This is a genomic window from Variovorax sp. OK605 (genome assembly GCF_900115445.1).
Lineage (GTDB): Bacteria > Pseudomonadota > Gammaproteobacteria > Burkholderiales > Burkholderiaceae_C > Variovorax.
Map to the genome: position 1 here is coordinate 15,502 of NZ_FOWL01000011.1, position 26,415 is coordinate 41,916.

The window sequence follows — 26,415 nt, forward strand, 5'->3', positions numbered from 1 at the left end:
GCGCTTCATGGCAAGGCGGTGGCGTGCGGCCACAGCAAGTGGTCGGCGGCCTGGGCGTGGGGCATGCCCGCCATCTGCGCGGCCGCCAGCGCCGAATGCATGTGGGCGAAGGCCACGCGGCGCGTGTGCCCGGGCGCCACCAGCCCGCGGCGATGGCTGACCGAGGTGTCGAAGACGATCACCGTGCCCGCGCGCCCCTCGACGACCTCGGTGTCTTCCAGGCGGCCCGCGCAGACCGGGCGCGGCTGGTACGCGATGCCGCCGGCCCACTCGTCGAGCCGGCGCCGGTGGTTGAGCAGGTGGGTTCCCGCGATGACCTCGAGCGCGCCGTTGCGCCGGTCCGTGTCGCCCACGTAGACCATCATGCGCAGCGACAGTGTCGGGTCCCAGTGCAGGTGGTGGTTGCCGGGGCCGTCCGCCGCTTGCTTGGCGCCGTCGAGCGCGATCGAATACACGTGCGGCGCCGGCTCGGCGGTGCCCAGGTAGTCGTTGGCGAGCGCCACGAACCAGGGCGCAGCGAGCATGTCGGCCAAGTGCCGCAGGCCCTGGGCGCGCAGCAGGTCGTCGCCGAGCACGAAGATCTTCTCGCCGTCGAGTTCCATCGAGACCCGGATGCCGGCGAAGTGGCCGGCGGTGACGCGTCGGTGCTCGTCGGCCGCCGATGCGATGCGATGCGCCAGCAGGCCTTCGAACACCAGCACGCCGTCGCTGCGCAGCGCTTGCAGCATGCGGGCCTGCGGCATCGGGGGCACGTCGTGCACATCGTGCACATCGTGCACATCGTGCACATCGTGCATGTCGGGCACGGCCTGCGCGGCGTCGGCGCTCAGCATGCCGAGCGAGCGCCCGCCAGCGCCTTGTCGTAGAGCCCGTACTCCCACGCGAACTTGTCGCGAAAGCGCGCCTCCCAGCCACGTGGGTCGGCCAGCACCTGGTCGCGCGGCGCGGTGTTCTCCAGGGGCATGGGCGCGGCCCGCACGCCCAGCCGGCCGGCCAGCACCGGCAGGCAGATGTCGAGCGCTTCCACCACGCCGACCCAGACGAAGCGTTCGTTCATCCAGCCCCAGGTGTCGTCGGCGTCGGGCGCGGCGGGCATGCCGGCGAACTGCGTGAGCCGCGGCCACTGCGTGAGCACTTCGTCGAGGTAGGCCTGCAGCGTGGGCGCGAGCCTCTCGCCCTTGTGCGCCATGAAGAAGTAGCTCGAGATCACCATCTGCAGCGGGTCGCGCAGCACGGTGATGTACTGGCGCGCATCGGGGTAGTAGTCGTTCGCGCCGATGGGCCAGGCATGGTGGAAAAAGTGCCCGTGCACGCACCACCCGGCACGGTGCGAGAGTTTTTCGGGCGGCGCGAGGTCGGGATAGTGCAGGTGCAGCCGGCCGTCGAAGGCCGCGCGCAGCCAGCCGATGAACGAGGTTCCCGCGCACTTGGGAATGTGGATGGACACCAGCAGCGCTTGCGGGTCAAAGGCCCTCATCGATCGGCTCCAGCAGAAGAACGCACGGCAAGGCCTCGGGGTGAAGCAGCCGCAACAGGGTATAGCCCACGCCGGCCAGGCCGTCGCACAGGCCGGGGCGCAGCAGGCGGTGGCCTGGAATGTGGAAGTCGCCGTCGGCACCGGCGCGCGCCAGCATGGCGTGGGCGCGTTGCAGCGCCAGGTCGTGCTCGCCCAGGGAGAGGAACATGTCGATGGCGCCGCAGTTGCCGGTGGCCAACGTGTCCCAGTCGGACAACGGCGCGGTGCGCAGCCGTGCGAGCGCCTCGCTGCGGCCCTGCACACGGTGTGCTTCGCGGCCGGCGTCGATGCCCTGCGTCATCATGACGATGCCGACGCTGCCATGGGCCCAGGTGTCGGGCAGCGCGCCACCGGCCTCGTTGCCGGCCGAGGGCAACCACCCCGCGCGCCGCGGCTGCCAGCGCGCGTGCAACGACCGCAGCGCGGCGTCCAGGCAGGCGCCGGCCGCCTCGTTGCCCGGGTAGAGCCGGACCAGGGCCTGCACGATGCCGGCCACGCCATGGCCCGCGCCCGCGAGGCCTTCGGGCATGTCTGGCGCGGGCCACCAGCCGCCGCCCGGTGCGCCGGCGTCGCGGCGCAGTTCGACCAGGCGCAGCAGGCCCGCATCGAGCCGGTCGCGGGGCAGCGCGCCCAGCACCGACCGCAGCGCCGCCAGCTCGCCCGAAAGGCCGCTGATCCAATCCGCGCAGGGGTTCTCCGCGATGTCGGCGGCGCTGCAACGGCGGGCCTCGCGCCGCGCCACTTCGACCCAGCGCGGCTCGCGCAGCAGCACGCCCGCGGCGTGCAGGCCGTACAGCAGCGAGGCTCGGCCCACCTGCCCGCCGCGCACGCCATCGAGGTCCTCGGTGCGGCGCGCCAGGTAGGTGCCTTGCAGGATGGGCTCGAACACGGCGCGGGCCGCCGCCTCGAAGCGCGGCTGCGCGCCGTACCTGGCCAGCGCGGCAAGAAAGAGCCCCACGCCGGCGCGGCCGTCGTACAGGCTGCAGCCCAGCGAGCGCACGTTCATGCAACCGTCGCGCCCGGCCATCTGCGGCGCGATCCAGCTCAGGTCGTCGATGCTGCCGGTGCGCCCCCGGATGGCCGATGCCAGCAGCTGTTCGCCGATGCGCTGCGCCGCGGCCATCGGGTCGGTGCCGCCCGTGCCGTGCACGGCCGGCGCGGCCATGCCGCGAGCCTCGCCCGCAGGGTTGTCCGGCCCACCCGGAGGACGCGACGCGAACAGCGTCGCGCGGATGAGCGACGCCTGGAACGCCAGCCGCTCGCTCGTGAGGCCCGCGATGTTCTGCGCAATGACGTCCACGCCGGACACCGAGAACAGCGCGAGCGCGCCCTGCGCATCGCCGGTGTCCGCGCCGGGCTGCCAGTGGACGCTGTCGGTGCGGGCCAGAAAGTACGGCACGTCGCCTTGCAGGATGGCCTTCTTCTCCGCCTCGAACAGCGCCTGCAGCTGCGGAAAAGCGTCGTCGATCACCAGCGTGGAAACCAGCTGCTCGATCTCCAGCTCGAAGTCCAGCACATGCTGCGCATGGCGCGGGTCCAGCAAGCGCTGCCTCAACATGGCGTAGACGCGCGTGTCGCGAAACAGAAAGCGCACGGGAAGCCTGGAGAGCCGCTCGCGCCAACGAGGCCAGGCGCCCTCGCCACCGAGCGCGCGCGCCAGCGCCGCGCAGCCTTGCTCGAAGCCCGCGATGATCTCGGCCTCGAAGTCGGCCGGTTCGTGGGCGGGCACATCCGTCACCGGGATGTCGTGCGCCTCCACCTCCAGCATGCGGCGCGCCATGCGGTCGGTGTTGACGTGTTCCCAGGCCACCGCCTTCACGCCCAGGGCCGCGACGCGGGTGCCGCCGAGCCCGTTGACCTGCAGCCGGCGCCCGTCGCCGAAGGTCTGCCAATGCGGCAGCAGGCCGCAGCGCAGCACGGTGTCGAGCTCGGCCACGTTGAGGTCGGACACGGCCGACCCGCCGAAGCGCCGCGGCTTGGGCGAGGCGAACATTTCCGCATCGACGATGGCGGGCCCCGCCGCGGCCATGAGGACGTTCTCGTCATGCAGGTCGGTGGCGCCCAGCACCCACGACGCGGCCAGGCCGCCGCCGGCCGCGGCGTAGTAGCGCGACAGCTCGGGCGCGGCGGCAGTGACGCCCTGTGCCCAGCCGTGGTCGCCGCGCGGCAGCACGCGCGGCAGCAAGGCGGCCAACCCGGGCACGTCAGCGCCGGCCGGGCCCGACACGTGCTCGAGCAGCTCGCCCATCGCGTGTTCGAGCGCCATGGCGCGGCACTTGTAGTAGATGGCGCCGCCCTGCGACAGCTGCAGCCGGACCACGCTCTGGCCGCCCTGGTGGCGGTCCGACAGGGCGCAGTGCAGCGCCTCCACGCGCAACCCCTGCGGCGCCACGCCCAGCCAGCCGGCCAGTGCCTCGCGGTCCTGCGCGAAGCGCGTCAGCAGCTTGGCGGCATGGTCGCGCCACTGGCTGCGCGCCTGGCAGGCGAGCCGGGTCAATGCCGCGTACTTGATGGCGAAGGCAAAGAGCTCGCCCGCGCGCAGCCGCGCGATGAACTCGCGGTACAGCCGCTCGGGCCCGCCACTGGCCTCGCGCTGCGGGTGGTTCACCCGGAACAGCGAGAACTCGTGCTCCAGCGCGTAGCCGAAGACCTCCGCCAGGTCGACGACCAGCTGACGCTCGAGTGCGCGGAAGCACCCGTTGGCAAAGCAGCCGGCCTGCGCGGCGCTGAGCGTTTCGCGCAGCCGGTGCGACTCGCGCGCGGCGAAGCCGGTGAACAGGTCTTCGAACGGCATCGGCTCGCGCGCCACCTCCACATCGCGCGGCGGCTGCGCGCAGAGTTCCGACACGAAGTGCCAGGCCTGCGCCATCCACGCCGGCACGCCTTGCGGCGACACCAGTGTCTTGGGCCCCAGCCGCTGCGCGAGCGCGGGTGCGCCCGAGGGAAACTTCCAGTGCACGCGCTTGGCGAAGCCCTCGGGCTCGAAGCGGTTGCAGGCCTGCTGCCAGCGGGCGATGCGGCGCTCGGCCACGGCCTGCGCGCCCGTGCCGTCGTGGGCCGCGAGCCAGGGCGCGCCGAGGTGCTCGTCCAGCGTGGCGGCACGCGGCGCGAACAGTTCGAGAAACCGTTGCGCGTCCATCTCAGGCCGCCTTGCCGAGCAGGGGCCGCACGCCCAGCGCCTGCATGCGCGCGTCCCACAGCGCGGCGTAACCGCCGCGGTTGCGCATGAGTTCGTCGTGCGTGCCTTGCTCGGCCAGGCGCCCGCCGGCAAAGCAGAAGATGCGCTCGGCGTCCGCGACCATCTCGAGATGGTGGGTGACGTGCACCACCAGCGCGTCCTGCGCGAGCCGGTCGAGCGCCGCGAAGATGGCCGTCTCGGTGACGGCGTCGAGCTGTGCGGTGATCTCGTCGAACACCATCACCGGCCGTGCGTTGAGCAACGCGCGCGCCACGGCGATGCGCTGGCGCTCTCCGCCCGACAGCCGCGCGCCCAGTTCGCCACACGGCGACGCCAGCCCCGCCTCGCGCTCCTTCAGCATGGAGGCAAGCTGCGCCCGCTCGACGGCCGCGCCGAGCTGGGCGGCCTGCACCTCGCGGTTGCCGTAGCCGATGTTGTATTCGAGCGTGTCGTCGAACAGGCCGGTGGTCTGCGACACGTAGAGCGCGTGGCGCAGCATCGTTTCGGGCGTGGCCGGCACGTCGTTCAGCAGCAGCCGGCCCGCGCTGAGCGGGCCCATGCCGGTCAATGCCCGCGCCAGGGTGGTCTTGCCGGAGCCGGTGGGACCCACCAGCGCGATCTTGCCCCGGGCCGGCAACCGCAGGCTCACCGCGTCCAGCAGGGTCTTGCCGTCGACGGCGACCGAGACGCACTGGGCCTGCAGCGGCGCGGGGGCAGGCGCCTCTGGCGCTTCTGGCGCTTCCGGCGCGTCCGGCGCGTCGGCGGCAGCCTTGGCCTCGGGCGCCGGCGGCGCGTCGCGCGTCAGCGCGTCGAGCTCGCGCAGGTCGATGAAGGCATGGGTGAAGCTGCTGTACAGCAGCCCCACCGACTCCAGCGGACCGAACACCTGCGCGACGTACATGCTGACCATCACGAGGCCGACGCCGAGCTCGGCGGTGCCGATGCCCGTGCCGGTCGAGGCCAGCACCGTCGCGCCCAGCAGCACGAACTGGCTCAGCTGGATCAGCGAGGCCTGCGCGCACTTGCCGGCGCTCAGCTGGGTCTGCTGGCGCCGCCAGGCCACGTCCAGCCGCGCCTGGCGCGCCGACAGTCGCTCCAGCTCGAAGCCGATGCCGCCGAAGGCCCTGACGGTCTCGGCGTTGACCAGGCTGTCGGCCAGCACGGCGTTGATCCTGTTGTCTTCGCGGATGCGCTCGCGGTAGAGGGCCTGCTGGGTGTTCACCGACCGGTAGGTCATGCTGACCAGCAGGCCCACCATCAGCAGCAGCAGCGCGGCGTGCAGCGCCGACAGGTGCACCCACAGCACGCCGCAGGCGAACAGCACCTGCAGCACGGTCGGCAGGATGTTGAAGAAACCGATCGAAAAGATCGCGTCCACGCTCCAGGCCGCGCGGTTGACCGCGCGGGTGAGCTCCGGCGAGGCATGCGCCGCGAAGAAGGCCTGCGGCTTGCGGTGGAAGGCGGCAAGCGCCTGCTGCACCAGCGCTTTCTGGGCGTTCTGCAGGATCGACAGGAAGCGGACCTCGCGGTACTCGCTCAGGCAGACCACCGCCACGCCGGCGGCGCAGAACAGCGCGAGCAGCAGCATCGACGGCGCGAGCTCACCCTGCGCGCCCTGCGCTCCTTGCGCCAGCAGCTTCACGAAGATCAACGGCAGCAGCACGGCGACGAGCTTTTCGAGCACCAGCAGCGCCGTGCAAGCCACCGCGATGCCCCGGCGCAGCGCGACCGCGGAGAAGATGGCGCCCAGCGCCGTGCCCCGCAGCACGGTGGGCGGGGCCGCGAAGGTGTCGCTCAAGAAGGAAGCTCCCACAAAAAAACGCCACGTGTCGTGGCGTTCTGTCGCGCTGAGGCGGTGAAGGGCGCCGGCTGGCGGCCCGCACGCCTCACTTGCAATGGTTGTAGCGCGACTGCTGGGCGCAGACCAGTTCCTTGCTTCCCATGAAAGGCTTGAAGACGGTCTCCATCACCTTGTCATGCAGGGCGAACTCGACCTTGTCGTCGATTTCCTCGATCAACTTCATTTCGTCGTCGATGCATGCGTCCAAATCGATCATCTGAAAAACTCCTGGTGGAAAAACTACCGACGCCGGTTGCCGGAAACGCCGGACGGCGTTTGAAAAACCCGCAACCGCCAAGGAGAACTATCGAGGTAAGGATCGGATTTCCGCATCCCCAATTCATAGGAGGTGCTTGCGGCCCCGCCGCAGGGAGAATGCCCAGCCACGCCGCCGGCCCGGCCCTGTTTCCGGCCCTTGGCGCGCGGCGCGGCACCCCGACAACCATTTGCCTGAATAGATCGCTGCTTGAATCCATCCCCGCAAACCGTGGTTCTTCGTGCAAGTGCCGCCAGGCGCCGGCGGATCGGGCCGGCCATGGCTTTTTGCCTCGCCGCCGTCCTTGCCACCGGCTTCGCGGCCGCCGACGTGCTGCCGCCACAGGCCGCCAGGCTGTCCGAACGGTTCCAGAGCAACCCCGGCGCGTTCGACCGCACCGACGCGCCGTGCGAGGGCCAGGGCGTCGGCAACGCCTGCACGGTTCCCGGCACCGCGTTCGAAGGCGGCGGCCCCGGCAAGTGCGAGCGCGGCATCAACCGCAACGAGTACCGCTTCATCGACCTGCGCTGCACGCCGGACAACCCGCCGCAGATCGATCGCCAGATGGCCTCGCAGCCCTACCAGGCCGACAGCTACATGTGCGCCGACATCCTGCGCGAGCCCGACGGCCGGCGCACGCTGGCCGCCATGGGCCTGGTGTGCGAGACGCCCGCGCCCGTGAGCGACCGCTTCTGCAAGGGCCAGGCGCCCGGCGACAGCTGCGTGGCGCAGGTGCGGGTCGGCGACGCCGTCGTGCCGTCGAACGGCATTTGCAAGAGCGAGATCGAGACCTCGAGCATCTACCGCCGCGGGCGCCAGCAGCTGACGCGGCCGGTGGTGCTGTGCCGGCCGGAGACCGACCCCGTGCCCGCCGTGCTCACGCCGGTCGGTGCATGGCGCAAGCTGTTCCAGTGATGGCCGGCGGCCAGTTGCTGGCACTGGCCCTCACGCTGGCGGTCGAGGCGCCCATCGTGCTGCTGGCGACGGCACGCCGAAGGCTCACCCACTTTCACGAGCTGGCGCCCCTTCGCCGGATCGCCGCGGCTTTCGTGCCCAGCTGCCTCACCCACCCGCTGGCCTATCGGGCCATCGGCAACTACGGCACGCACGACTACGTGGCGGGGCTGTGGCTGGTCGAGTCGGCCGTGGTGCTGGCGGAGGCGGTGTGCCTGCGCTGGTTGCTGGGCGGCTCGTTCGGCATGGCGCTGCTGCTGTCCTTGCTCGCCAACGCGGCGTCGGTCTGCGTGGGATGGGTCCTGTGGTGAAGTCGCAGCTGGCCGCGCACGGCTGGGCCCCCGCGGCGCTCGGCCTTGGCGCGCTGGCGCTGTGGCAACCCGCGGGCCTGTACGTCGTGGCGCTGGCGGTGTTCGGCCTGCCGCACGTGCTGTGGGAAATGGCATGGGTGCGCAAAACCTGGGCGCCGGTGCTGCCCCGCGCCTTCTGGCTGTGCCTGGGCGGGACGCTCGCGCTGCAGGCCTGCGCGCGCACCATGCTGTGGCTGGACCGCATCGACGCCGAGACCGCCGCCCTGTGCGACGCCACCACGCTGGCGCTGGCACTGCTGTGCGCCCTCACGCTGCTGCAAGGCGCCGGCCCCCGACGGCGCTGGCTGCTGGTGCCGGCGGCCACCGGGCTGGCGGCCTTGCTCGTGGCGGTGGCCGATACCGTGCATGTGATGGGCGTGCTGGCGGCGCTGACCATCGCGCACAACTTCACGCCCATCGGGCTGGTGCCCGCTGCGGCCCGCATCGGCGCCTGGCCGGCGCGCGCGGTGCTGGGGCTGGTGTTTGCGGCGCCGCTGGCGCTATTTCTGCTGCTCTGGCTGTTCGGCACGGGCGCGCCGGCCACCGCGTGGCGGCCCGCCGAACTGGGCTGGGCCTCCAACACCGGCTCGGCCGCCTTCGGTGCGGCCTTGCTGCCGGCGCTGGTCTGGGCGCAATGCCTTCACTACCTGGCAGTGCTGTACCTGGTGCCCCGGGCCTTGGGGCCGGCATGGAAAGGGTTGCCGTGGCGCACGGCGGCACTGGCCGCATGCGCGGCGATCCTGCTGGGCTTCTGGCTCGACTTCGCACAGGCGAAGGGCCTGTACGCCATTGCGGCGGGCCTTCATGCCTGGACTGAATGGCCGCTGATATTGCTTGCGCTGATGGGCGCCGCCAAGGCCGTGCTGCCCGCGGTGCCGCGCGCACCATGACATTCCACCGACCTCGAACACAGGCCATACAGGCCACGTACGCCACCATGAAAAGAAGAAAACCCCTCGCCACACGCTTGCAGCCGTGGCTGGCCAGCGCAGGTCTGGCGCTCGCCCTGTTGCAGTCCGCCGGCGCCTGCGTGATGAACGGCCCGCCGGTCGATCGCCACCACTACATCGCGCTGGCGGCGAAGAACCCCTGGACCGAGACGCCGGCCTCGCGCACGCTCGACCAGCGCGACCTGGTCAGCCTCGCCCTGCCCTCCGGCACGCCCGACGACTGGCAGGTCGAACTGAGCGAAAGCCGCCAGGGCGTGCTGCGCGTGCTGACCGAGGAAGAGTTCTCGGCCGTGCTCCAATCGCCGCGCGCGCTGTCGATCATGCTCGTGCTGCCGGGGGCCGACCGCGCCGCGCTGATCCCCACGCCGTCGTTGCGCATCGGCGCGCTGCGTCCCGGCGAGGCCACGCTGCGCCTTGTGCCGCGAAAAAGCAAAGGCAAGGCCGACGTCTTCACCATGAACTTCAAGGTCGAGGCGGTGACCCCGCGGGAGCGCCCGCCCGCCGCCGCGCGTTCCCCAAGCGATGGCCCCGCTGTCACATGCTGAACATGATCACACTCCCCCGGCAAGGCCGGCGCGCCGTGGCCGCGAGCCTGTGGCTGGTGTCGCTGCTGCTGGGTGCGCCAGGCGGCAATGCATGGGCCCAAACCAAGACCAGGACGGCACCAGCCAAGGCCACGCCGGACCCCACCGGCAAACCGGTCGACGTCTGCCTGGGCGCCGACTTCGCGCTGGTGCTCGACGACCGCGGCACGCTGTGGAGCTGGGGCGGCAGCCTCGGCAATTCGGACGGCCAGCTCGGCCTGGGCGACGACAACGAACTCGACTTCCTGGCGGGCACCAGCGGCGTCTTCTCGCACTTTGCGGCAACCCGCATCGCCAGCGGCTTTGCGTCCGTTGCCTGCGGGCCCAAGCGCGCGGCGGCCCTCACGCCCGACGGCGAACTCTGGGCGTGGGGCCAGGGGCTCATCGGCAACGGCAATGCCGAGCTCCTCGGCGCGCAGCATCGCCCGGCGCGCATCGGCAAGGGCTTTGCGCGCGTGTCGCTGGGCGAAGACTTCACGCTCGCGATCAAGACCGACGGCAGCCTCTGGGCCTGGGGCAACAACGCGTCCGGCCAGCTCGGCGACGGCACCCGGCAGGCGCGCGCGCTGCCCGTGAAGATCGGCGACGGCTATCGCCGCATCAGCGCCGGCTACAACCACGCGGCGGCGATCCGCGACGACGGCTCGCTGTGGACCTGGGGCAACAACCGGGTCGGGCAGCTCGGCGTGGGCGAGCCCACCGCGCCCGGGTCCGACGTGCCGCTGCGCGTGGGGCCTGGCTATGCCGAGGTGTCGGTTGGCGCGGGCTATTCGGTCGCGGTCACGGCCGCGGGCGAACTCATGGCCTGGGGCAGCAGCCGCCACGGCTTCGGCCGCGGCGTGGAAGAAGACCGCAGCAACACGCCGGTGAAGATCGGCGACGGATTCGTGAACGTGGTCACCGACAACTCGCACGCCCTCGGCCTGCAGCGCGACGGCACCGTGCTCGAATGGGGCTGGCGCACCCAGGGCGAACGCCACCTCATGCCCGCGCCGATGGGCGGCGACTTCAAGCGCATCGCGGTGCAGGACTACGGCAGCGCCGGCATCAAGAACGACCAGACGCTGTGGCTCTGGGGCGGTCGCAACTGGCAGCGCCTGGCCGACCTCGGCCGCTACCCCGACGTGTTCGACCGCACCGAGATGTTCGTGCACGAACCCCAGCGCATCGCATTTCCACTCGCTGCGCGCAAACCCCCACCCTGAACCTCCCATGACCGTGCAACAAACCACCCGACTCAGCTTCGCCGCGCTCGCGCTCCTGCTCGCCAGCGCCTGCACCACGCCGACTACCGGCGGCGGTGCGTCCGACGCCCAGCGCGACGCCCGGCGCGACGAAGGCCAGCCCACCTGCTGCGCCGGCCCGCAACCCAAGCGGCCGGTGTTCGCGCCGTCGGCGAGCACCATCTATTTCGGGTTCGACCAGTTCACCGTGGACGCCGAAGGCGCGAAGGTGATCGAGGCCAACCAGCGCTTCATGCGCGACAAGGCCGAGGTCACGCTGCGGCTCGAAGGCAACACCGACGAGCGCGGCGGACGCGAATACAACCTGGCGCTCGGCCAGAAGCGCGCCGAGGCCGTGCTGCGCCAGCTGGCGTTGCAGGGCGTCTCGGTGCAACGCATCGAGACCGTGTCCTTCGGCGAGGAACGGCCGGCGGCGAGCGGCGACAGCGCGGACGCGCGCGCGAAGAACCGCCGCGTCGACTTCGTCTACGCCAACTGACGGCGCGCGGTGAACCACAGGCCTGTGCGTGCCGTTGCGGTGCTCGCGTTGAGCGGGCTGGTGCTGGGCGGGCTGGTGCTGGGCGCGGCCGCAACAGCGGCCGCAGCCACCGAGTGCCCCGGCCCGAGAGTGCCCGACGCCGAGCTGCCGCTGCAGCGCGAGCGGCTGCGTGCCGAGGTCGCCGAGCAGAAGTTTCCGGACTACGGCGGCGCGGGCCGGCGCTGGGCGGCGGCCGTGCAGGCCCTGCTCGACCGGCGCGCGCTGCAGGCCGGCCAGCCGGTGGCCGAGGTGGTCTGCCTGCTGGGGCCGCCCAGCCGCGAGGAAGGCGGCGCCAACGCGTCGCAGCGCGTCTACCACTGGTACTTCGACACGCCGATGCACGTCAACCCGATCCTGAGCATGTCCGCCGACGGCGATCAGGTGCTCGGCTTCCGGATGGACCGGCGATGAACGCGCGACTTCGCACCGTGCTGCGCTCACTTGCGCCGGCGCTGCTCGCGTTCGCCGCGCACGGCGCGCAAGCGCAGGTGCAGGTGCAGGCGCAGGTGCAGACACCCCGCTTCGCACTCTGGCTGACGGGCCCCATCGGCGCGACCAACGCGGCACACTGCCAGCTCGACGCGGCGGCGCTGCGCGCGTGGAGCCCCGCCGACGGACGCGCACCGCTGATCACCGAAGACGACATCGCCTCGTGGGACGCGTCGCGCGCCAGCTGGACGCTCGACGCGCGCAAGCTCGACGAACTCGGCGGTGCCATCGGCATCACCGACCGTTGCTTCGTGCTGGCGATCGACGGCCAGGCGTTTGCCAGCGGCGCGGTGCTGCTGGCGTACTCCGCACGCCTGCTGCGCTTTCCCACGATCGCGGTCGAGCCGCGCGGCGGCGCCGCCACATTTCAGCTTCGGCGGGAGTTCGGCGGCACGCCTGTGCCGCTCGGGCAGGCCGAGCTCGACCGGGTGCTGCGCAAGGGGCAGTGAAGCGCGGCGTTCGAACGACCTTCCGCGCAAGGGCTTTCGCGTCGACCACCGCCAGGGAAGGTCCGAACAGGTCACCCATCGGCCTTCGATGAGGGCCAATGAGGCGCATGGTGATGAATCGCGTCGCCAGATACGTCGAATCGGCGAGGCCTGCGCGTGATCCGGCACCCTCAGGCTGTTTGCAGAGGTTCCAGTCCCATCATCGCCATCCATTTCTAGCGCGCTCGGGCCTTGGTACGTTCCTCGGGCGCCAGCTCAACGCACACCACGGCACTTCTCCTGAACTGCTTGACAGCTGTTTTTTATCGGCCATACTAAAAAGATTGCTAAAAAATAATGGGCTGTATATGGGACGCCTTCGCGCCTACGACGAAAACGCCGTCCTCGACAGGGCGATGCATGCCTTTAGACGCAAGGGCTATCAGGCCGTATCGATCCGCGATCTTGAAGCCGCAACAGGACTCAAGGCTGGCAGCCTCTACAACAGCTTCGGCGACAAAGCCGGTGTTTTCAATGCGGCATTTGCACACTACAACCGCACCGTGCTGCAACACCGGCTCAGCCACCACGCGCCTGCCGAAGCAAGTCTTCAGGGCTTGCGCGAACTCTTTCTTTCTCTGCTGAAGGAGCCGAATGACGAGTCGTACGGCTGTCTCATCACAAATTCGGCGGTAGAACTCGGCAGCGAGGATGGCCCCCATACCGGCGTCGGCGAGGGCATGCGCATCCTGGCAGCGGCGTTTGCCGAGAGGCTTGATGCTGCCCGCCGAGCTGGCTTCCTGCGCGGTACTTCAGACCCCATGGAAGGAGCGCTGAAGCTCCTCGCGCTCTATCAAGGCATCCTGGTCCTGGTTCGCGCTGGTTGCGACAAGGCCGGCCTCGAGCGACTCATCCTCAACGAATTCGACAACCTGGAGATTTCCCATGACACCTGAAGCTTTGTGGCAACGATACGCGGCGACCTGGTCTCTCGGCGCTGACGCGCGCGCCGCCGAATTTGCCACGTGTCTTGGCAACGAAGTTACCTACTGCGATCCAAACGGCACAGTCGAAGGGTGTTCGGCATTGTCCAATTACATGGATGATTTTCAACAGAACGTACCCGGTGGACGCTTTGTCATCCAATCTGTGCTGCACCACCACGATCGCTCCCTCGCACATTGGGCGCTGCAAGGGCCCGATGGCACGCCGTTGCAGACAGGCACCAGTCACGCAGTGCTGTCCAAGGACGGTCGCCTTCAGGCGATCAGTGGCTTCTTCGATGCCGCGAGCAAGGGATCACCGGCATGAGCGCTGCTTCGGCCCGCGACCTGGCGCTTGATATTGCCGGACGGATCAGAACGGTTGGGCCGATCAGCGTTTCTCGCTTCTTCGGTGGTGCAGGCCTTGTGGCAGCCAGTGTTCAGTTCGGGTTTGTCATCAAGGGCACGCTCTACCTGCGCGTGGACAAAAAGACCCGCTCGACCTTCGAGGCCTTGGGCGCTGCGCCTTTTACCTACGCGGGATCAGCGAAGACGGTCACGGTCACGGCCTACTATGAGGCGCCCAGCGAGGTCGTGGAGGATCCGGACACGCTGGGCCAATGGGTTGTCGATGCACACCGCGCCGCGCTCGCCATGAAATCGTCCCGCAAGGCCACGACGCCAAAGTAGACCTCGATCGCAAGCGACGCGCGTGGCCTCCGCGCCGGAGCATGGCTCGCGCTGTTGCCGGGGCTGAACCTGTCGTTGAACGAACCATCAGATGCCCCGGCCCACCGGCCGAAGCAGCGGGCCAGCATCGAAAGCGGACCGCGGCCTCACCGTCAAAACATCGAGCCGCAGTACGACGCCGCGCTGCGCGATGCCATCCAGCTGCCGATCAACGACCCCGCGGTGCTGGTGAGTGCCATGGCGAGCGGCACGCACCGCGGAGGCCGTGTTCACCGCGCAGCCGACGTTGGACGATGCCGCGGCGTTCCATGCGGACCTGAAGGGTCGGCTTGGCCTCAATGCGCCGACAACATTTCCGCCAGCCGCTTTTGCTTGAATTGCTCGGTGACGTAGTCGATGAACGCCCTGGTTTTCGCCGGGAGATGTTTCTTCTGGCCTGGGTAGTACATCGCAATGGCCCCGTCGTCCCAATACCAGTTGGGCAACACCCGCTTGATCACGCCCGTTCGCAGCAGCGGCGCCGCATGCGGCATCGCCATCAGGGTGACCCCGAGCCCCATGGCGACGGCTCGAGCGACTGCCTCCGGGTCGTTGAACGACATTCGTGGGCTGGTTTCGAAGGTCACCTCCCTGCCGGAGCGATTGCGCAGGCGCCGACTGCGAACGCGACCCAGCTGGATCGACGTCATGCCGATCCAGTCCCAGTCCTGCAGGTCCAGCGGATCCTTCGGCTCGCTGCGGCCGCCGACGTAGGCCGGTGATGCAACTGCGACGAGATGGATTCGCGCCAGTTCACGCGCGACCACGCCCGGCGACAAATCGAATCCACCGCCGATGGCCACATCGAAGCCTTCGGAGATGAGGTCGACGCGTCGGTTGTCCAGGTGCCAGTCCGACAGTACCTTGGGGTAGAGCTTGGTGAATCCCGGGAGCAACGGGAGCACGTAGTCGGTGCCGAAGCCTGGCGGCATCGTGACGCGAAGCGTGCCGCTGGGTTCCGTCGCCGCGTGGCCGACCGCGGCAAGCGCCGACTGGATGGTTTCCAGGCCAACGGACAGACCATCCAGCAGCCGCTCGCCCGCCTCGGTCAGAGAAAGCTTGCGCGTGCTGCGCACGAAGAGGCGAACGCCCAGGTTCGTTTCGAGCCGGGCCACGTTCCGGCTCACGCCCGCGGGCGTCAGCCCCAGCCTCCTGGCGGCGCCCGAGAAGCTGCGCGCCTCGGCGCTTCTCACGAAGGATTCCAGGTTGGCCAAAGTCTCCATTGCACTCCTTTCAGATGGTTGCCCATGCAACCGATGCAGCACCAAGCCTCGCACAGCGGCCTCGCTATTTCAAGCATTGCTTGAAGCAGATTCAAGCATCAAGTGGCTACCAGTGAACGCCGTGAAGCTCGATAGTTCCTTCATCGCAACGTGCTGATCGCATCTGAAGAAAGAACCATCATGGGAACCATCCCCACTCCCCTCCCCCTCGCCGGCCAGGTCGCATTGGTCACCGGCGGCTCGCGCGGCATCGGCGCCGCAATCGTGCGCCGGCTCGCCCGCGATGGCGCGGACGTCGTGTTCAGCTATTCGAATTCCCCCGGCCGCGCCGAACAGGTGCGCGACGAGGTGAAAGCGCTTGGCCGCCAGGCCCTGGCCGTCCAGGCCGACCAAGCCCGGACGCAGGACGTCGAACGTCTGGTCAGGACCGCCCATGAGACCTTCGGCCGGCTCGACATCCTGGTGAACTCCGCCGGCGTGTTCGTCACCGGCGTCGTGGGTGACCCGGGTGCGGACCTCCCGTCGTTCGACCGGCAGATCGACATCAACATCAAGGGCGTGGTGACCGCTGTGCGCACCGCCGCGCCGCTGCTGAGCGACGGCGGGCGGGTCGTGTCCATCGGGACGACGGGTGCCACGCGCATTCCATTTCCGGGCGCGGCCGACTACGTTGCCTCCAAGGCCGCGGTCGCGGCCTATACCCGCGGATGGTCCAGGGACCTCGGCCCGCGCGGCATCACGGTCAATGTGGTTCAACCGGGTGCCATCCATACCGAAATGAATCCGGAAAACACGGCGTTCGCCGACACGCTGCGCGCCATGACCTCGCTCGGCCGTTATGGCCAGCCAGATGAAGTGGCCGCCGCGGTCGCGTTTCTGGTGGGGCCGGACGCGGCATACATCACCGGCGCCACGTTGAACGTGGATGGCGGCCAGACAGCCTGAACCATCAACCATCAACCATCAACCGGGAACCGCCATGAACCACGCTGTCGTCCTCCGCGAAACCGGCGGCCCTTCGGTGCTGCGCTACGAGCAAACGCAAACGCCGAGCGCCGGTCCGGGCGAAGCCGTGGTTCGCCACGAGGCCGTGGGCATCAACTTCGTCGACACCATGGTTCGCACCGGCCGATACCGCGTGGCCCTGCCAGCAGTGCCCGGCTTCGAGGCGGCGGGCGTGGTGACCGAGATCGACGCTGCCGAGTCACGACTGAAGGTCGGCGATCGCGTCGGCTACTTCTTCGCGGAAGGCGCCTATGCCGACTTGAACGTGGTCAAGGCGTCGTCTCTGGTGGCATTGCCGGATCACATCAGCGCACAGCTGGCCGCCGCATTCCTGGCCAAGGGCCTCACCGCCTGGATGGGGTTGCGGGTGCTGCATCAGATCAAGGCCTCGGAAGTGATCCTCGTGCAAGGCGCTTCCGGGAATGTCGGCTCGATACTCACCCGTTGGGCCAGGGCGCTGGGCGCAACCGTCATCGGGGTGGCCGGTTCTGCGCAGAAGCTGCCCCTGGTCGCAGCGGGCTCCACGCTCGCGCTGGCTGCCGGCGACCCCGAGTTGCTGGCCAAGGTGCGGGCACTTGCCCCGAGAGGGGTGGATGCCGTCTACGACTTCGTGGGCGACGCCACGTTTGCAAGCTCGGTCGCCGCGGTGCGCGACGGGGGGAAGATCCTGGCTCTTGGCGCCGCTTCAGGTCCGGCCACGCCGGGCAAGACCGAACTGACGCGGCGGGCCATAGAGCTGCGTGGCGGCAGCACGCCGCAGATCGTGAATGCAGGCAACCAGATTGCAGCCGCGGCGGAACTCTTCGGCCTCATCGAAGCCGGTGTGTTCGCGGATCTTGTGATCACGCAAAGACGGCTCGACGAAGCGGCCGACGTTCATCGGCTCATGGATGCACGTCGACTGCCAGGGCTGACCGTGCTGTTGCCGTAGCCGTAGCCGTAGCCGTAGCCGGTTCTAGGACCTTTGCCGGCACCGGTCGGAAAGCCAGCCCGATGCGGCAAAGCGCTCTGGCCCCACGCTCTGGAAGTGGCTGCAGGAGCGGCTCAGTTGACACGCCAACCTGCCTCGGCTTCCTTGACGACTTCGCTGACCCAGTCGACGAAGGCCCGCACGGTCGGCGAGAGGTGGCGGTTTTGGGGATAGAGCACGGAAAGCGGTATGGCCGGCGCCGAAAAATCACTCAACACGCGGCGCAGGCGCCCGCTGATCAGATACGGCAGCACCATGTAGCTCCCGGCCCGAATCAGTCCCAGGCCTTCGGCGCCGCAGGCCACATAGGCATCGATGTCATCGACCACGAGGTGCTCGCGCATCGTGATGAACCGGTCTTCCCCGTTCACCACGAAGTGCCAGTCCCACGGGCGCGCCGTCTGGTTCGACAGGTAGCCCACCGAATGATGCTGCGCCAGCTCCTCCAGGGTCGTGGGCTCGCCATGACGGGCGAGGTAGGTTGGCGACGCACAGGTGACCCAATCGAACGCGCCTACGCGGCGGGCGACGAGCGTGCCCGAGTTCTCCGGCGTTCCGGTGCGGACCACGCAGTCCACGCCCTCCTGGATCAGGTCGACCTTCCGGTCGCTCATGGTCAAGGTGAGGTCGACGTCCGGAAAGCGATCCCGGAAGTCCTTGAGGGCCGGTATGACGACCAGCCGGGCCAGCGACAGCGTCATGTCCACCCGTATCCGGCCGCGCGGCTTGCCGGCTCTTGCCGGGAAGCTGGATTCCACCGCCTCGATTTCGGCCAGGAGACGCCTGCAATGGTCGTAGTAGGTCGTGCCTTCGGGCGTCAGGCTCAGGTGGCGCGTGGTTCTCTGCAGCAAGCGCACGCCCAGGAATTGCTCCAGATCCTTGATCGCACGCGTGACCAGCGACTTGGACATCAGAAGGCTGTCGGCGGCACGGTTGAAGCTGTGCATGTCCACCACGCGGGCAAAGATCTGCATCGATTGAAGACGGTCCACGGTGTCGTTCCTTCGAAAATTTGTTGTCCAAACAAGAACAAGTTTAGAGATTGCGCGCCAGTTTTGCCAATTTTCAGGCTGATTGTTGCAACCGATGCAATAACCAATTCCAGCTTGCCGTCTCGATCTTTGCGACCCTCGCGCCCAAACTGAGCCTCACCAACTCGTTAAGGACGTCGCATGAACTCATTCAGAAAGCAGCATCTGGCGGCCCTCGCGGCTGCAATCGCCGTTGCGGGCGCAGGCATGGGAATCTTCTGGGACAAGGGGCCGCAGGCGCATGCCGCCGCGGCCGCCGTGCTCCCCCAGGTCAAGTACAAAACGGCATTGCAGAGCCAGGTGTTCGATGCCCAGGACTACACCGGCCGCCTCGAGGCCGTCGACCTCGTCGACGTGCGCCCGAAGGTGCCCGGCACGCTCCTGAAGGTGCACTTCAAGGATGGCCAGCGCGTCCAGCAGAACGACCTGCTGTTCAGCATCGACACTGCGCCTTTCACGGCCAGGCTGCAGCAGGTCCAGGCCGGCCTGGTGGGCGCGCAGGCGCGCCTGCGGCATGCCGACATGGAGCAACAACGCGCTCGCCGGCTCGTCGAGTCGCAGTCGATCTCGCAGCGTGAGTTCGAGGCCCTCGACAACGCGGCCAGCGAGGCCCTGGCGGCCCTCAAGGGCGCACAGGCGGCGGTGGCCCAGGCACAGCTCGACCTGAGCTACACGCAAGTCCGCGCGCCCATTGCCGGGCGCATTTCCAGGGCGGAAATCACTGCCGGCAACGTGGTGGGTTCCGGCGGGGATTCGGCCCCGCTGACCCGCATCGTTTCGGAGAACAAGCTGTATGCCTCGTTCAACGTCGATGAGCAGAGCTACCTGCGGCTCATCGCGCCGTCGTTGCGCAGCGGCGCGCAACCGGCGGTGAAGGTGGGGCTGGCGGTCGACGCCGACTTCCCGCACACGGCGTCGCTCGAGGCCCTCGACAACCGGATGGACACCCGCTCCGGAACCGTGCGCGTGCGGGCGCGCGTGGACCGTGTGAGTCCCGAGATGCTCCCGGGCCTGCAGGCGCGCGTGCGCCTGCAGGGCGCCGTGCCCTACCAGGCCGTGGTGGTCGACGATGCCGTGGTCGGCACCGACCAGGACCGCAAGTACGTCCTCGTCGTGAACGCCCAGAACAAGGTAGAGCGGCACTTCGTGGAGCTCGGCGTGCTCCAGGGGAGCCAGCGCGTGCTGCGCAGCGGCATCGAGCCGGGCGCCAGGGTCATCGTGGATGGTGCCTACCGTGCCGCCCCGGGCGCCGCGGTGTCAGCGGTCGAGGCTGGCGCGCCGGCCGCATCCGCCCCGATGACTTCAGGGGCGCGGTCATGAACATTTCCAAGTTCTTCATCGACCGCCCCATCTTCGCGGGCGTCCTGTCTGCATTGATCATGCTCGCGGGCATCGTGGCGGCCTTCCAGATGCCGGTGTCGGAATACCCGCAGGTCATCCCGCCTTCGGTGGTGATCCACGCGCAATACCCGGGCGCCAACGCCAAGACGATCGCCGAGACCGTCGCCGCGCCGCTGGAGCAGTCGGTCAACGGCGTCGAGGACATGCTCTACATGGACTCGAAGGCCAGCGGCGACGGCCACCTGTACCTGACGGTCACGTTCAAGCTGGGCACCGATCCGGACCGGGCCCAGCAGCTGGTCCAGACCCGCGTGTCGCAGGCGTCGCCGCGGCTGCCGGAGGACGTGCAGCGCCTGGGCGTCACGGCCGTCAAGAACCTGCCGATGATCACCATCGCCGTGCACATGGTGTCGCCCAAGGGCACCTACGACAACAACTACATCAGCAACTACGCGCTCCTTCATGTGAAGGACCGCCTGGCCCGCATCCAAGGCGTGGGCGACGTCGTGATCTGGGGCCCCGGCGGCTATGCCATGCGGATCTGGCTGGATCCCGCCGCGCTGGCCCAGCGCGGCCTGAGCGCGGGCGATGTGGCCAGCGCCATCCGGCGCCAGAACATGCAGGCGGCGGTGGGAACCATCGGCAGCGCGCCGGCCAGTCCGGACACGGCCTTCCAGCTCAACGTCAATGCCGACGGACGGCTCAAGACGCCCGAGGAATTCAGGAACATCGTCATCAAGTCCGATGCGGCCGGTGCCATCACGCGCCTGGGCGATGTGGCCCGCGTGGAGCTGGGCGCCGAGGACTACGGCATCCGGGCCACGCTGGACAACGCGCCGGCCGTCGCCGTGTCCGTACAGGAAGCACCCGGCGCGAACTCGCTGCAGATTTCCCGGGACGTGCATCGCGCCATGAAGGAGCTCGAGAAAAAATTCCCGGAAGACGTCACCTACCGCGTTGTCTATGAGCCCAGCCGTGCGGTCCAGTCCGGCATCGATGCCGTGGTCAAGACGCTGCTGGAGGCCGTGGCCCTGGTCGTGCTGGTCGTGTTCCTCTTCCTGCAGACCTGGCGCGCATCGATCATCCCGCTGATCGCCGTTCCCATCTCGATCGTCGGCACCTTCAGCTTCCTGCTGCTGGCGGGCTATTCCATCAACACGCTGTCGCTGTTCGGGCTGGTGGTGGCCATCGGCATCGTGGTCGACGACGCCATCGTGGTGGTCGAGAACGTGGAGCGCAACATCGCCCGAGGCATGGCGCCCCGGGAGGCCACGTACCAGGCCATGCGCGAGGTCAGCGGCCCCATCGTGGCCATCGCGCTGACCTTGTCCGCGGTCTTCCTGCCGCTGGCCTTCCTCAGCGGCCTGACCGGAGAGTTCTACAAGCAGTTCGCGGTCACCATCGCCATCTCGACGCTGATCTCGGCGGTCAATTCGCTGACCCTGTCCCCGGCGCTGGCGGCCCTGCTGCTGAAAGGCCACGGCGAAGCGCCCGATGTGGTGACCCGTGTGACACAGCGGGTGCTGGGCCGCTTCTTCGCCCGCTTCAACCGCGCCTTCGATCGCACCTCGGAAAGCTACGGCGGCGGCGTCGGCCGGCTTCTGAAGCGCAAGGGCGCCATGCTCGTCGTCTACGCCGGCCTGCTGGGTGCCACCTGGTGGCTGACCGGCCATGTGCCCGGTGGCTTCGTGCCCGCGCAGGACAAGGAGTACCTGGTGAGCCTGGCACAGCTGCCCGAAGGCTCGACCCTCGACCGCACCGACGCCACGATGAGCAAGATGAACGAGATCGCGCTCAAGCATCCCGCTGTCCTGGGCACGTCCGGCTACAGCGGCCTGTCGATCAACGGCGTCACGAAGAGTTCGAGCACCGCGCTGACCTTCGTGCTGCTCAAGCCCTTCAAGGAACGCAAGGGCATCAGCGCCGACCAGGTCGCGGCCGACCTCACCCGGGAATACAGCGGCATCGGCCATGCCTTCACCGGCATCTTTCCGCCGCCGCCGGTCTACGGCCTGGGCACGCTCGGCGGCTTCAAGCTGCAGATCGAAGACCGCTCAGACCTCGGCTACGAGGCGCTCTACACCGCTACGCAGGCGTTCATCAAGAAGGCCGCCGAGGCGCCCGAGCTGGCCCCGTTGTTCTCGACCTACACCGTGAACGTGCCCCAGCTGAAAGTAGACATCGACCGCGCCAAGGCGCAGCAGTTGGGCGTGGACACGCCCGCGATCCTGAGCACGCTGCAGTCCTTTCTTGGCTCGTACTACGTCAACGACTTCAACTTCCTGGGGCGTGTCTACCAGGTGCGCATGCAGGCCGACAGCCAGTTCCGCTCCAAGCCCGACGACATCGGACAGCTGCACCTGCGCAGCGAAACCGGCCAGATGATTCCCCTGGCTTCGGTGGCCCAGGTCAGCCAGACCTACGGCCCGGACCAGGTGCTCCGGTACAACGGCTTCACGTCGGCGGACGTGAGCGGCAGCCCGGCGCCCGGCTACTCGTCGGACCAGGCCATGGCTGCCATCGCGAGGGTGGCCGCCGAAACGCTGCCGCCGGGCATGACGTACGAGTGGACCGACCTGACGTACCAGCAGATCATCGCGGGCAACAGCGCTGTGTGGATCCTTCCGCTGTGCGTGCTCCTGGTCTTCTTCGTCCTGGCCGCGCAATACGAAAGCCTGACGCTGCCCCTGGCGATCATCGGGATCATCCCGATGAGCATCTTCTCGGCGTTGCTCGGCGTATGGCTGACGCGAGGCGACAACAACATCTTCACCCAGATCGGCTTGATCGTCCTGGTGGGGCTGGCGTCGAAGAACGCCATCCTCATCGTCGAGTTCGCCCGCGAACTGGAGATTGCCGGGATGTCCACGCTCAAGGCCGTGGTCGAGGCCAGCCGCTTGCGGCTGCGCCCGATCCTGATGACGTCGCTCGCTTTCATCATGGGGGTCATCCCGCTGGTCTTGTCGAGCGGCTCGGGCGCGGAGATGCGTCAGGCCATGGGCATCTCGGTCTTCTTCGGAATGATCGGCGTCACGCTCTTCGGCTTGTTCCTCACCCCGGTGTTCTACGTGATCGCGCGTTCGCTCGGCCATGGCAAACCGCTGCGCACCGCCAGCCGCCACGAGGCGCCTGTGCCAGTGCCTCACCAGGCGCCTGCGCCTGTTCCCCGTCACCCGGAACTGAAGCCCCAAGAGGAGCAAGCATGAACCGCGCAACCCCAGCGAGCGTCCGTCTGGCTCGCCTCTCGAAAACCGCCCTGGCGTTGGCCGCCATCGTCTTCCTGGCCGCATGCTCGCTCACCCCGCAGGAGCATCTTCCCGACCTGGAAATTCCCGCCAGCTTCGCCGCCTCCGACGATCGCTCGGCGCCGCCGTTGGCGCCCTCGGAGGAGCCGGGGCGCTGGCAACCGGCCGAGCCCACACAGACGCAGGCGCCGTCCCCCTGGTGGCAGGTCTTTCAAGACCCGGTGCTGATGCAGCTCGAAGAGCAGGCGCTGCAAGCCAACCCTGACGTTGGCATCGCCATGGCGAGGCTCAAGCAGGCACGGGCCCTGGCCTCGCGCAGCGAATCGCAGCGCCTGCCCAGCATCGACGCAGGCTTCGGGCCGAACCGGCAGCGCACCAGCGGCGCTGCGGCAGGCCTGGGAGATGGCGCGCCGGGCGCCGTCCAGACGCTCTGGCGCGCGCAAGCCAGCGTCGCCTATGAAGTGGACCTGTTCGGGCGCGTCGCATCCGGCGTGGCTGCCGCACAGGCAGACGCCGCCCAGGCACGGGCGTTGGCCCACCAGATGCTGCTGCTCGTCCAGGCGGACGTGGCCCGAACCTACTTCAGCCTTCGCCAGCTCGAAGGCGAACAACAACTCCTGGGCCGGACCGTTCAACTCCGGGAGGGCGCATTGCAACTGCTGGAGCGCAAGCGCGAAGCAGGCGCGGTGGCACCGTTCGTGGCGGAGCAGGCGCGAGCCGAGCTGTTCACGGCAAAGGCGGAGCAGCAAGCGATCCGTCAGCAGCAGGCCTTGACTTCCCATGCGCTGGCCGTCCTGCTGGGCAAGGCGCCCGGCACCTTGGCGCTGAACGCCCAGCCTCTGGTGCTGCCCGTCATCCGGATTCCAGCGGGGCTGCCGTCCACGCTGCTGGAACGCCGGCCGGACATCGCGGCCGCGGCGCTGGCGATGGCGGCGGAAAACGCCCGCATCGGCGTCGCCAAGGCCGCGTTCTTCCCCTCGCTGTCCTTGACCGGATCGCTGGGTTACGAGTCGGCCGACCTCGGCAACCTGGCCAACTGGTCCCAGCGGACCTTCCTGCTCGGTCCGCTGGTGGGAACGGCCCTGAGCCTGCCGATCTTCGACGGCGGCCGGCGCCGCGCCGACGAAGCCAAGGCGCGCGCGGCCTATGAGGAGCGGGTGGCCGAGTATCGGAAAACCGTGCTCCAGGCGTTCCGGGAGGTCGAGGACGCGCTGGTGTCCATGCGCACGCTCGACGAACGCCTCGCCCACCAGCAAGGCGCGGCGCAGGCCGCGGCGCGGGTGGACCAGTCCGCGAAGGCCCGCTTCGACGAGGGCGACGTCGACTACCTGAGCGTCGTCGATGCCGAGCGAACGCTGCTGCGCAGTCGTCAGTCGCTCATCCAGGCCGAAGGCGAACGGGTTCGCGCAACCGTGGACCTGGTGCGGGCGCTGGGTGGCGGCTGGGACGCATCCGGCGCCACGGCGTTCGCAAAGAAGAGCTGACGCCTTCACCACTTTTGAAAGACTTCGATGTCGATTTCCGATCTTTTCAAGCCGCTGACGCTCCTGCATGGCCCCGCCATGAGGAACCGCTTCATGCTGGCTCCGTTGACCAACCAGCAGAGCGAACGCGATGGCACGGCCTCCGAGTTCGACCAGGCGTGGATCGGGCAACTCTCGCAAGGAGGCTATGCGTTGATCCAGACCTGCGCGACCACGGTCGAGGCCGGCGGAATCGCCTTCGACCGCCAGATGGGCATCCATTGCGAGGGCCACCTGCCAGGCCTGTCGAGGATGGCTGCCGCAATCCGCCGGGGAGGCGGGCTCTCGGCGGTCCAGCTGCATCATGCGGGCCACCGCGCCAACCCTCTGCTCGGGGGCGTTCCCGCGCCAGCGTCCGGCGACACCTTGCCCGGCGTGCACGCCTTGTCGACGCAACAGGTCGAGCGCATCCGGGACAGCTTCATTGCCGCTGCCCGCAGGGCCGAACTCGCGGGCTTCGATGGCGTGGCCGTGCACGGTGCCTTCGGCTGGATCCTGTCGGAGTTCATGTCGCCGCATCTGAATGACCGCACCGACAAGTACGGCGGCAGCGTCGCGAACCGGGCCCGCCTCACGCTCGAGGTGATCGAGGGCATCCGGCGCGCCTGCGGGCCCGACTTCCAGATCGGCTGGCGCCTGTCGATCGAGCGCTACGGCCTGCGCCTGGAAGAGTTGCGCGAGGTCACCGCGGAAATCCTGGACCGGGAACTGATCGACTACCTGGACCTGGCCCTTTGGGATTCAGCCCAGCGCGTGCGCGAGGGCCCCTTCCAGGGCAAGACCATGCTCAGTGTCTTCACGGACCTGCCGCGCAAGGGTGTGCGTGTCGGAGCGGCCGGAAAGATCATGAGCGCCCAGCGCGCCAGCCAGTTGCTGGACGAGGGTTGCGACTTCGTGTTGATCGGCAGGGCCGGCATTCTCGTGCGGGACTTTCCGCTGCGGGTCCATGCCGACCCGATGTACGACAGCCCGAAGCTTCCCGTACCCGCGCAGTACCTGCGCGCAGGCGGGCTGAGCGAGCGCTTCATCAATCACATGCGGGGCTGGCCGTACTTTGTCGAGCCAGGCAGCGCCTGACCCCAGGCGCGATGCATCTCATCGCCAACCCACCCGAAACCAACCCCGAAACCAACCCGAAAACCAGGAGTCATCATGAACGAATCATCTGCTCTCGATAACCTGCCGTCGGGCTACGTGCCCCCCAAGGTATGGCGCCCGAAGAACGAATATGGCGGCCAGTTCGGCAGCATCAACCGCCCGGTGTCGGGTGCCCGGTTCGAGCGCGAACTGCCCGTGGGAAAGCACCCTCTGCAGCTCTACTCGCAAGGCACGCCCAACGGCCAGAAGATCACCATCCTGCTGGAGGAGTTGCTCGCCGCGGGGCACGCCGACGCCGAATACGACGCCTGGTTGATCGACATCTTCAAGGGCGACCAATTCGGCAGCGGCTTCGTCGAGATCAATCCCAACTCCAAGATTCCCGCGCTGGTCGACCGCGCCACCGATCCGCCGCTGCCTGTCTTCGAGAGCGGCTCGATCCTCCTGTACCTGGCCGAGCGCTTCGGCGCCTTCTTGCCGACAGAGCGCCGGGCGCGCACGCAGACGCTGAACTGGCTGATGTGGCAGATGGGCTCCGCCCCCTTCGTGGGGGGTGGCCTGGGCCACTTCTATGCCTATGCCCCGCTGAAGATCGAGTACGCGATCGATCGCTACGCCATGGAAACCAAGCGCCAGCTGCATGTGCTCGACACGCACCTGGCCTCCCGTGAGTACCTGGCAGGCGACCAATACACGATCGCCGACATGGCGGTCTGGCCCTGGCATCCCGGCAGCCTCTATGGCGTCTACAACACGCACGAGTTCCTGGCCGTCGAGGAGTACCCGCACCTGTTGCGCTGGTACCGGGCCATCGGCGCCCGGCCTGCCGTGGCCCGCGGCAGGCGCGTCAACCGGATCTCGGCCATTCCCGGCGAGTTCCTGCGCGAACGCCACGATGCCTCCGACTTCGACACGCTGACGCCCTGAAGAGCGCGTTCGAAAACCCGCTCGCTGCGCGAGC

25 protein-coding genes are annotated in these 26,415 nt (G+C 68.6%); 18 read left to right on the forward strand and 7 right to left on the reverse strand.

Annotation, left to right across the window (positions count from 1 at the left end; translation table 11 throughout):
* Positions 1-5: 5 nt before the first annotated feature.
* The 5 genes from BM013_RS26360 to BM013_RS41340 form a co-directional block, all read right to left on the reverse strand.
* On the reverse strand, positions 6-833 hold the full coding sequence (locus BM013_RS26360; protein WP_093130628.1) for a phytanoyl-CoA dioxygenase family protein: 828 nt from the start codon (positions 831-833) through the stop codon (positions 6-8).
* Entirely contained in the window at positions 827-1,477 is a 651-nt protein-coding gene (locus tag BM013_RS26365) for a sulfotransferase family protein (RefSeq protein ID WP_093130629.1), read from the reverse strand. The genes BM013_RS26360 and BM013_RS26365 overlap by 7 nt, the downstream gene beginning before the upstream one ends.
* A complete protein-coding gene (lanM, locus tag BM013_RS26370) occupies positions 1,464-4,655 on the reverse strand; it encodes a type 2 lanthipeptide synthetase LanM (RefSeq protein ID WP_093130630.1) in 3,192 nt (1,063 codons plus the stop codon). The genes BM013_RS26365 and lanM overlap by 14 nt, the downstream gene beginning before the upstream one ends.
* 1 nt (position 4,656) lies before the next feature.
* A complete protein-coding gene (locus tag BM013_RS26375; protein WP_143098340.1) occupies positions 4,657-6,492 on the reverse strand; it encodes an ATP-binding cassette domain-containing protein in 1,836 nt (611 codons plus the stop codon).
* An 88-nt stretch (positions 6,493-6,580) separates the two neighbouring features.
* Positions 6,581-6,751 (reverse strand): hypothetical protein, encoded by a 171-nt coding sequence (locus tag BM013_RS41340; RefSeq protein ID WP_177225569.1) that lies wholly within the window; start codon positions 6,749-6,751, stop codon positions 6,581-6,583.
* 318 nt (positions 6,752-7,069) lie between these two features.
* Between BM013_RS41340 and BM013_RS26380 the strand changes: the two genes are divergently transcribed.
* The 11 genes from BM013_RS26380 (at position 7,070) to BM013_RS26430 (ending at position 13,979) form a co-directional block, all read left to right on the forward strand.
* On the forward strand, positions 7,070-7,705 hold the full coding sequence (locus tag BM013_RS26380) for a hypothetical protein (protein WP_093130632.1): 636 nt from the start codon (positions 7,070-7,072) through the stop codon (positions 7,703-7,705).
* The gene (locus tag BM013_RS26385; RefSeq protein ID WP_143098341.1) at positions 7,684-8,055 is read left to right on the forward strand and encodes a hypothetical protein; all 372 of its coding nucleotides are present in this window, start codon (positions 7,684-7,686) and stop codon (positions 8,053-8,055) included. The genes BM013_RS26380 and BM013_RS26385 overlap by 22 nt, the downstream gene beginning before the upstream one ends.
* Positions 8,052-8,984, forward strand: a complete 933-nt coding sequence (locus BM013_RS26390) for a hypothetical protein (protein WP_143098342.1) — start codon at positions 8,052-8,054, stop codon at positions 8,982-8,984. Before BM013_RS26385 ends, BM013_RS26390 begins: the two co-directional genes overlap by 4 nt.
* Positions 8,985-9,031: 47 nt before the next feature.
* Entirely contained in the window at positions 9,032-9,589 is a 558-nt protein-coding gene (locus BM013_RS26395; RefSeq protein ID WP_143098343.1) for a hypothetical protein, read from the forward strand.
* Positions 9,590-9,591: 2 nt separating this feature from the next.
* Complete coding sequence (locus BM013_RS26400) at positions 9,592-10,833, forward strand: RCC1 domain-containing protein (protein ID WP_177225570.1); 1,242 nt, start codon at positions 9,592-9,594, stop codon at positions 10,831-10,833.
* A gap of 7 nt (positions 10,834-10,840) precedes the next feature.
* A complete protein-coding gene (locus BM013_RS26405; RefSeq protein WP_093130637.1) occupies positions 10,841-11,350 on the forward strand; it encodes an OmpA family protein in 510 nt (169 codons plus the stop codon).
* A gap of 9 nt (positions 11,351-11,359) precedes the next feature.
* Complete coding sequence (locus BM013_RS26410) at positions 11,360-11,800, forward strand: hypothetical protein (protein WP_143098344.1); 441 nt, start codon at positions 11,360-11,362, stop codon at positions 11,798-11,800.
* The gene (locus BM013_RS26415; protein WP_093130639.1) at positions 11,797-12,327 is read left to right on the forward strand and encodes a hypothetical protein; all 531 of its coding nucleotides are present in this window, start codon (positions 11,797-11,799) and stop codon (positions 12,325-12,327) included. Before BM013_RS26410 ends, BM013_RS26415 begins: the two co-directional genes overlap by 4 nt.
* 107 nt (positions 12,328-12,434) lie before the next feature.
* Positions 12,435-13,262 (forward strand): TetR/AcrR family transcriptional regulator, encoded by an 828-nt coding sequence (locus tag BM013_RS26420; RefSeq protein ID WP_218153687.1) that lies wholly within the window; start codon positions 12,435-12,437, stop codon positions 13,260-13,262.
* Entirely contained in the window at positions 13,252-13,617 is a 366-nt protein-coding gene (locus BM013_RS26425) for a nuclear transport factor 2 family protein (protein WP_093130641.1), read from the forward strand. Before BM013_RS26420 ends, BM013_RS26425 begins: the two co-directional genes overlap by 11 nt.
* Complete coding sequence (locus tag BM013_RS26430; RefSeq protein ID WP_093130642.1) at positions 13,614-13,979, forward strand: TfoX/Sxy family protein; 366 nt, start codon at positions 13,614-13,616, stop codon at positions 13,977-13,979. Before BM013_RS26425 ends, BM013_RS26430 begins: the two co-directional genes overlap by 4 nt.
* A gap of 335 nt (positions 13,980-14,314) precedes the next feature.
* Here the strand turns inward: BM013_RS26430 and BM013_RS26440 are convergent, their stop codons facing one another.
* Positions 14,315-15,241: a LysR family transcriptional regulator gene (locus BM013_RS26440; RefSeq protein ID WP_093130644.1), complete on the reverse strand. Its 927-nt coding sequence runs from the start codon at positions 15,239-15,241 to the stop codon at positions 14,315-14,317.
* Between the two features lie 180 nt (positions 15,242-15,421).
* On the opposite strand from BM013_RS26440, the gene BM013_RS26445 reads away from it, so the two are divergent.
* Positions 15,422-16,186, forward strand: a complete 765-nt coding sequence (locus tag BM013_RS26445) for an SDR family NAD(P)-dependent oxidoreductase (protein ID WP_093130645.1) — start codon at positions 15,422-15,424, stop codon at positions 16,184-16,186.
* Positions 16,187-16,220: 34 nt separating this feature from the next.
* Positions 16,221-17,177: an alcohol dehydrogenase catalytic domain-containing protein gene (locus tag BM013_RS26450; protein ID WP_093130646.1), complete on the forward strand. Its 957-nt coding sequence runs from the start codon at positions 16,221-16,223 to the stop codon at positions 17,175-17,177.
* A 113-nt stretch (positions 17,178-17,290) separates the two neighbouring features.
* Here the strand turns inward: BM013_RS26450 and BM013_RS26455 are convergent, their stop codons facing one another.
* Positions 17,291-18,208 (reverse strand): LysR family transcriptional regulator, encoded by a 918-nt coding sequence (locus BM013_RS26455; RefSeq protein WP_093130647.1) that lies wholly within the window; start codon positions 18,206-18,208, stop codon positions 17,291-17,293.
* 180 nt (positions 18,209-18,388) lie between these two features.
* On the opposite strand from BM013_RS26455, the gene BM013_RS26460 reads away from it, so the two are divergent.
* The 5 genes from BM013_RS26460 (at position 18,389) to yghU (ending at position 26,381) form a co-directional block, all read left to right on the forward strand.
* A complete protein-coding gene (locus tag BM013_RS26460) occupies positions 18,389-19,567 on the forward strand; it encodes an efflux RND transporter periplasmic adaptor subunit (protein ID WP_093130648.1) in 1,179 nt (392 codons plus the stop codon).
* Positions 19,564-22,794, forward strand: a complete 3,231-nt coding sequence (locus tag BM013_RS26465; protein WP_093130649.1) for an efflux RND transporter permease subunit — start codon at positions 19,564-19,566, stop codon at positions 22,792-22,794. Before BM013_RS26460 ends, BM013_RS26465 begins: the two co-directional genes overlap by 4 nt.
* Complete coding sequence (locus BM013_RS26470) at positions 22,791-24,317, forward strand: efflux transporter outer membrane subunit (protein ID WP_093130650.1); 1,527 nt, start codon at positions 22,791-22,793, stop codon at positions 24,315-24,317. Before BM013_RS26465 ends, BM013_RS26470 begins: the two co-directional genes overlap by 4 nt.
* 27 nt (positions 24,318-24,344) lie before the next feature.
* Positions 24,345-25,433 (forward strand): NADH:flavin oxidoreductase, encoded by a 1,089-nt coding sequence (locus BM013_RS26475; RefSeq protein ID WP_093130651.1) that lies wholly within the window; start codon positions 24,345-24,347, stop codon positions 25,431-25,433.
* Positions 25,434-25,508: 75 nt separating this feature from the next.
* Complete coding sequence (yghU, locus tag BM013_RS26480; RefSeq protein WP_093130652.1) at positions 25,509-26,381, forward strand: glutathione-dependent disulfide-bond oxidoreductase; 873 nt, start codon at positions 25,509-25,511, stop codon at positions 26,379-26,381.
* Positions 26,382-26,415 lie beyond the last annotated feature (34 nt).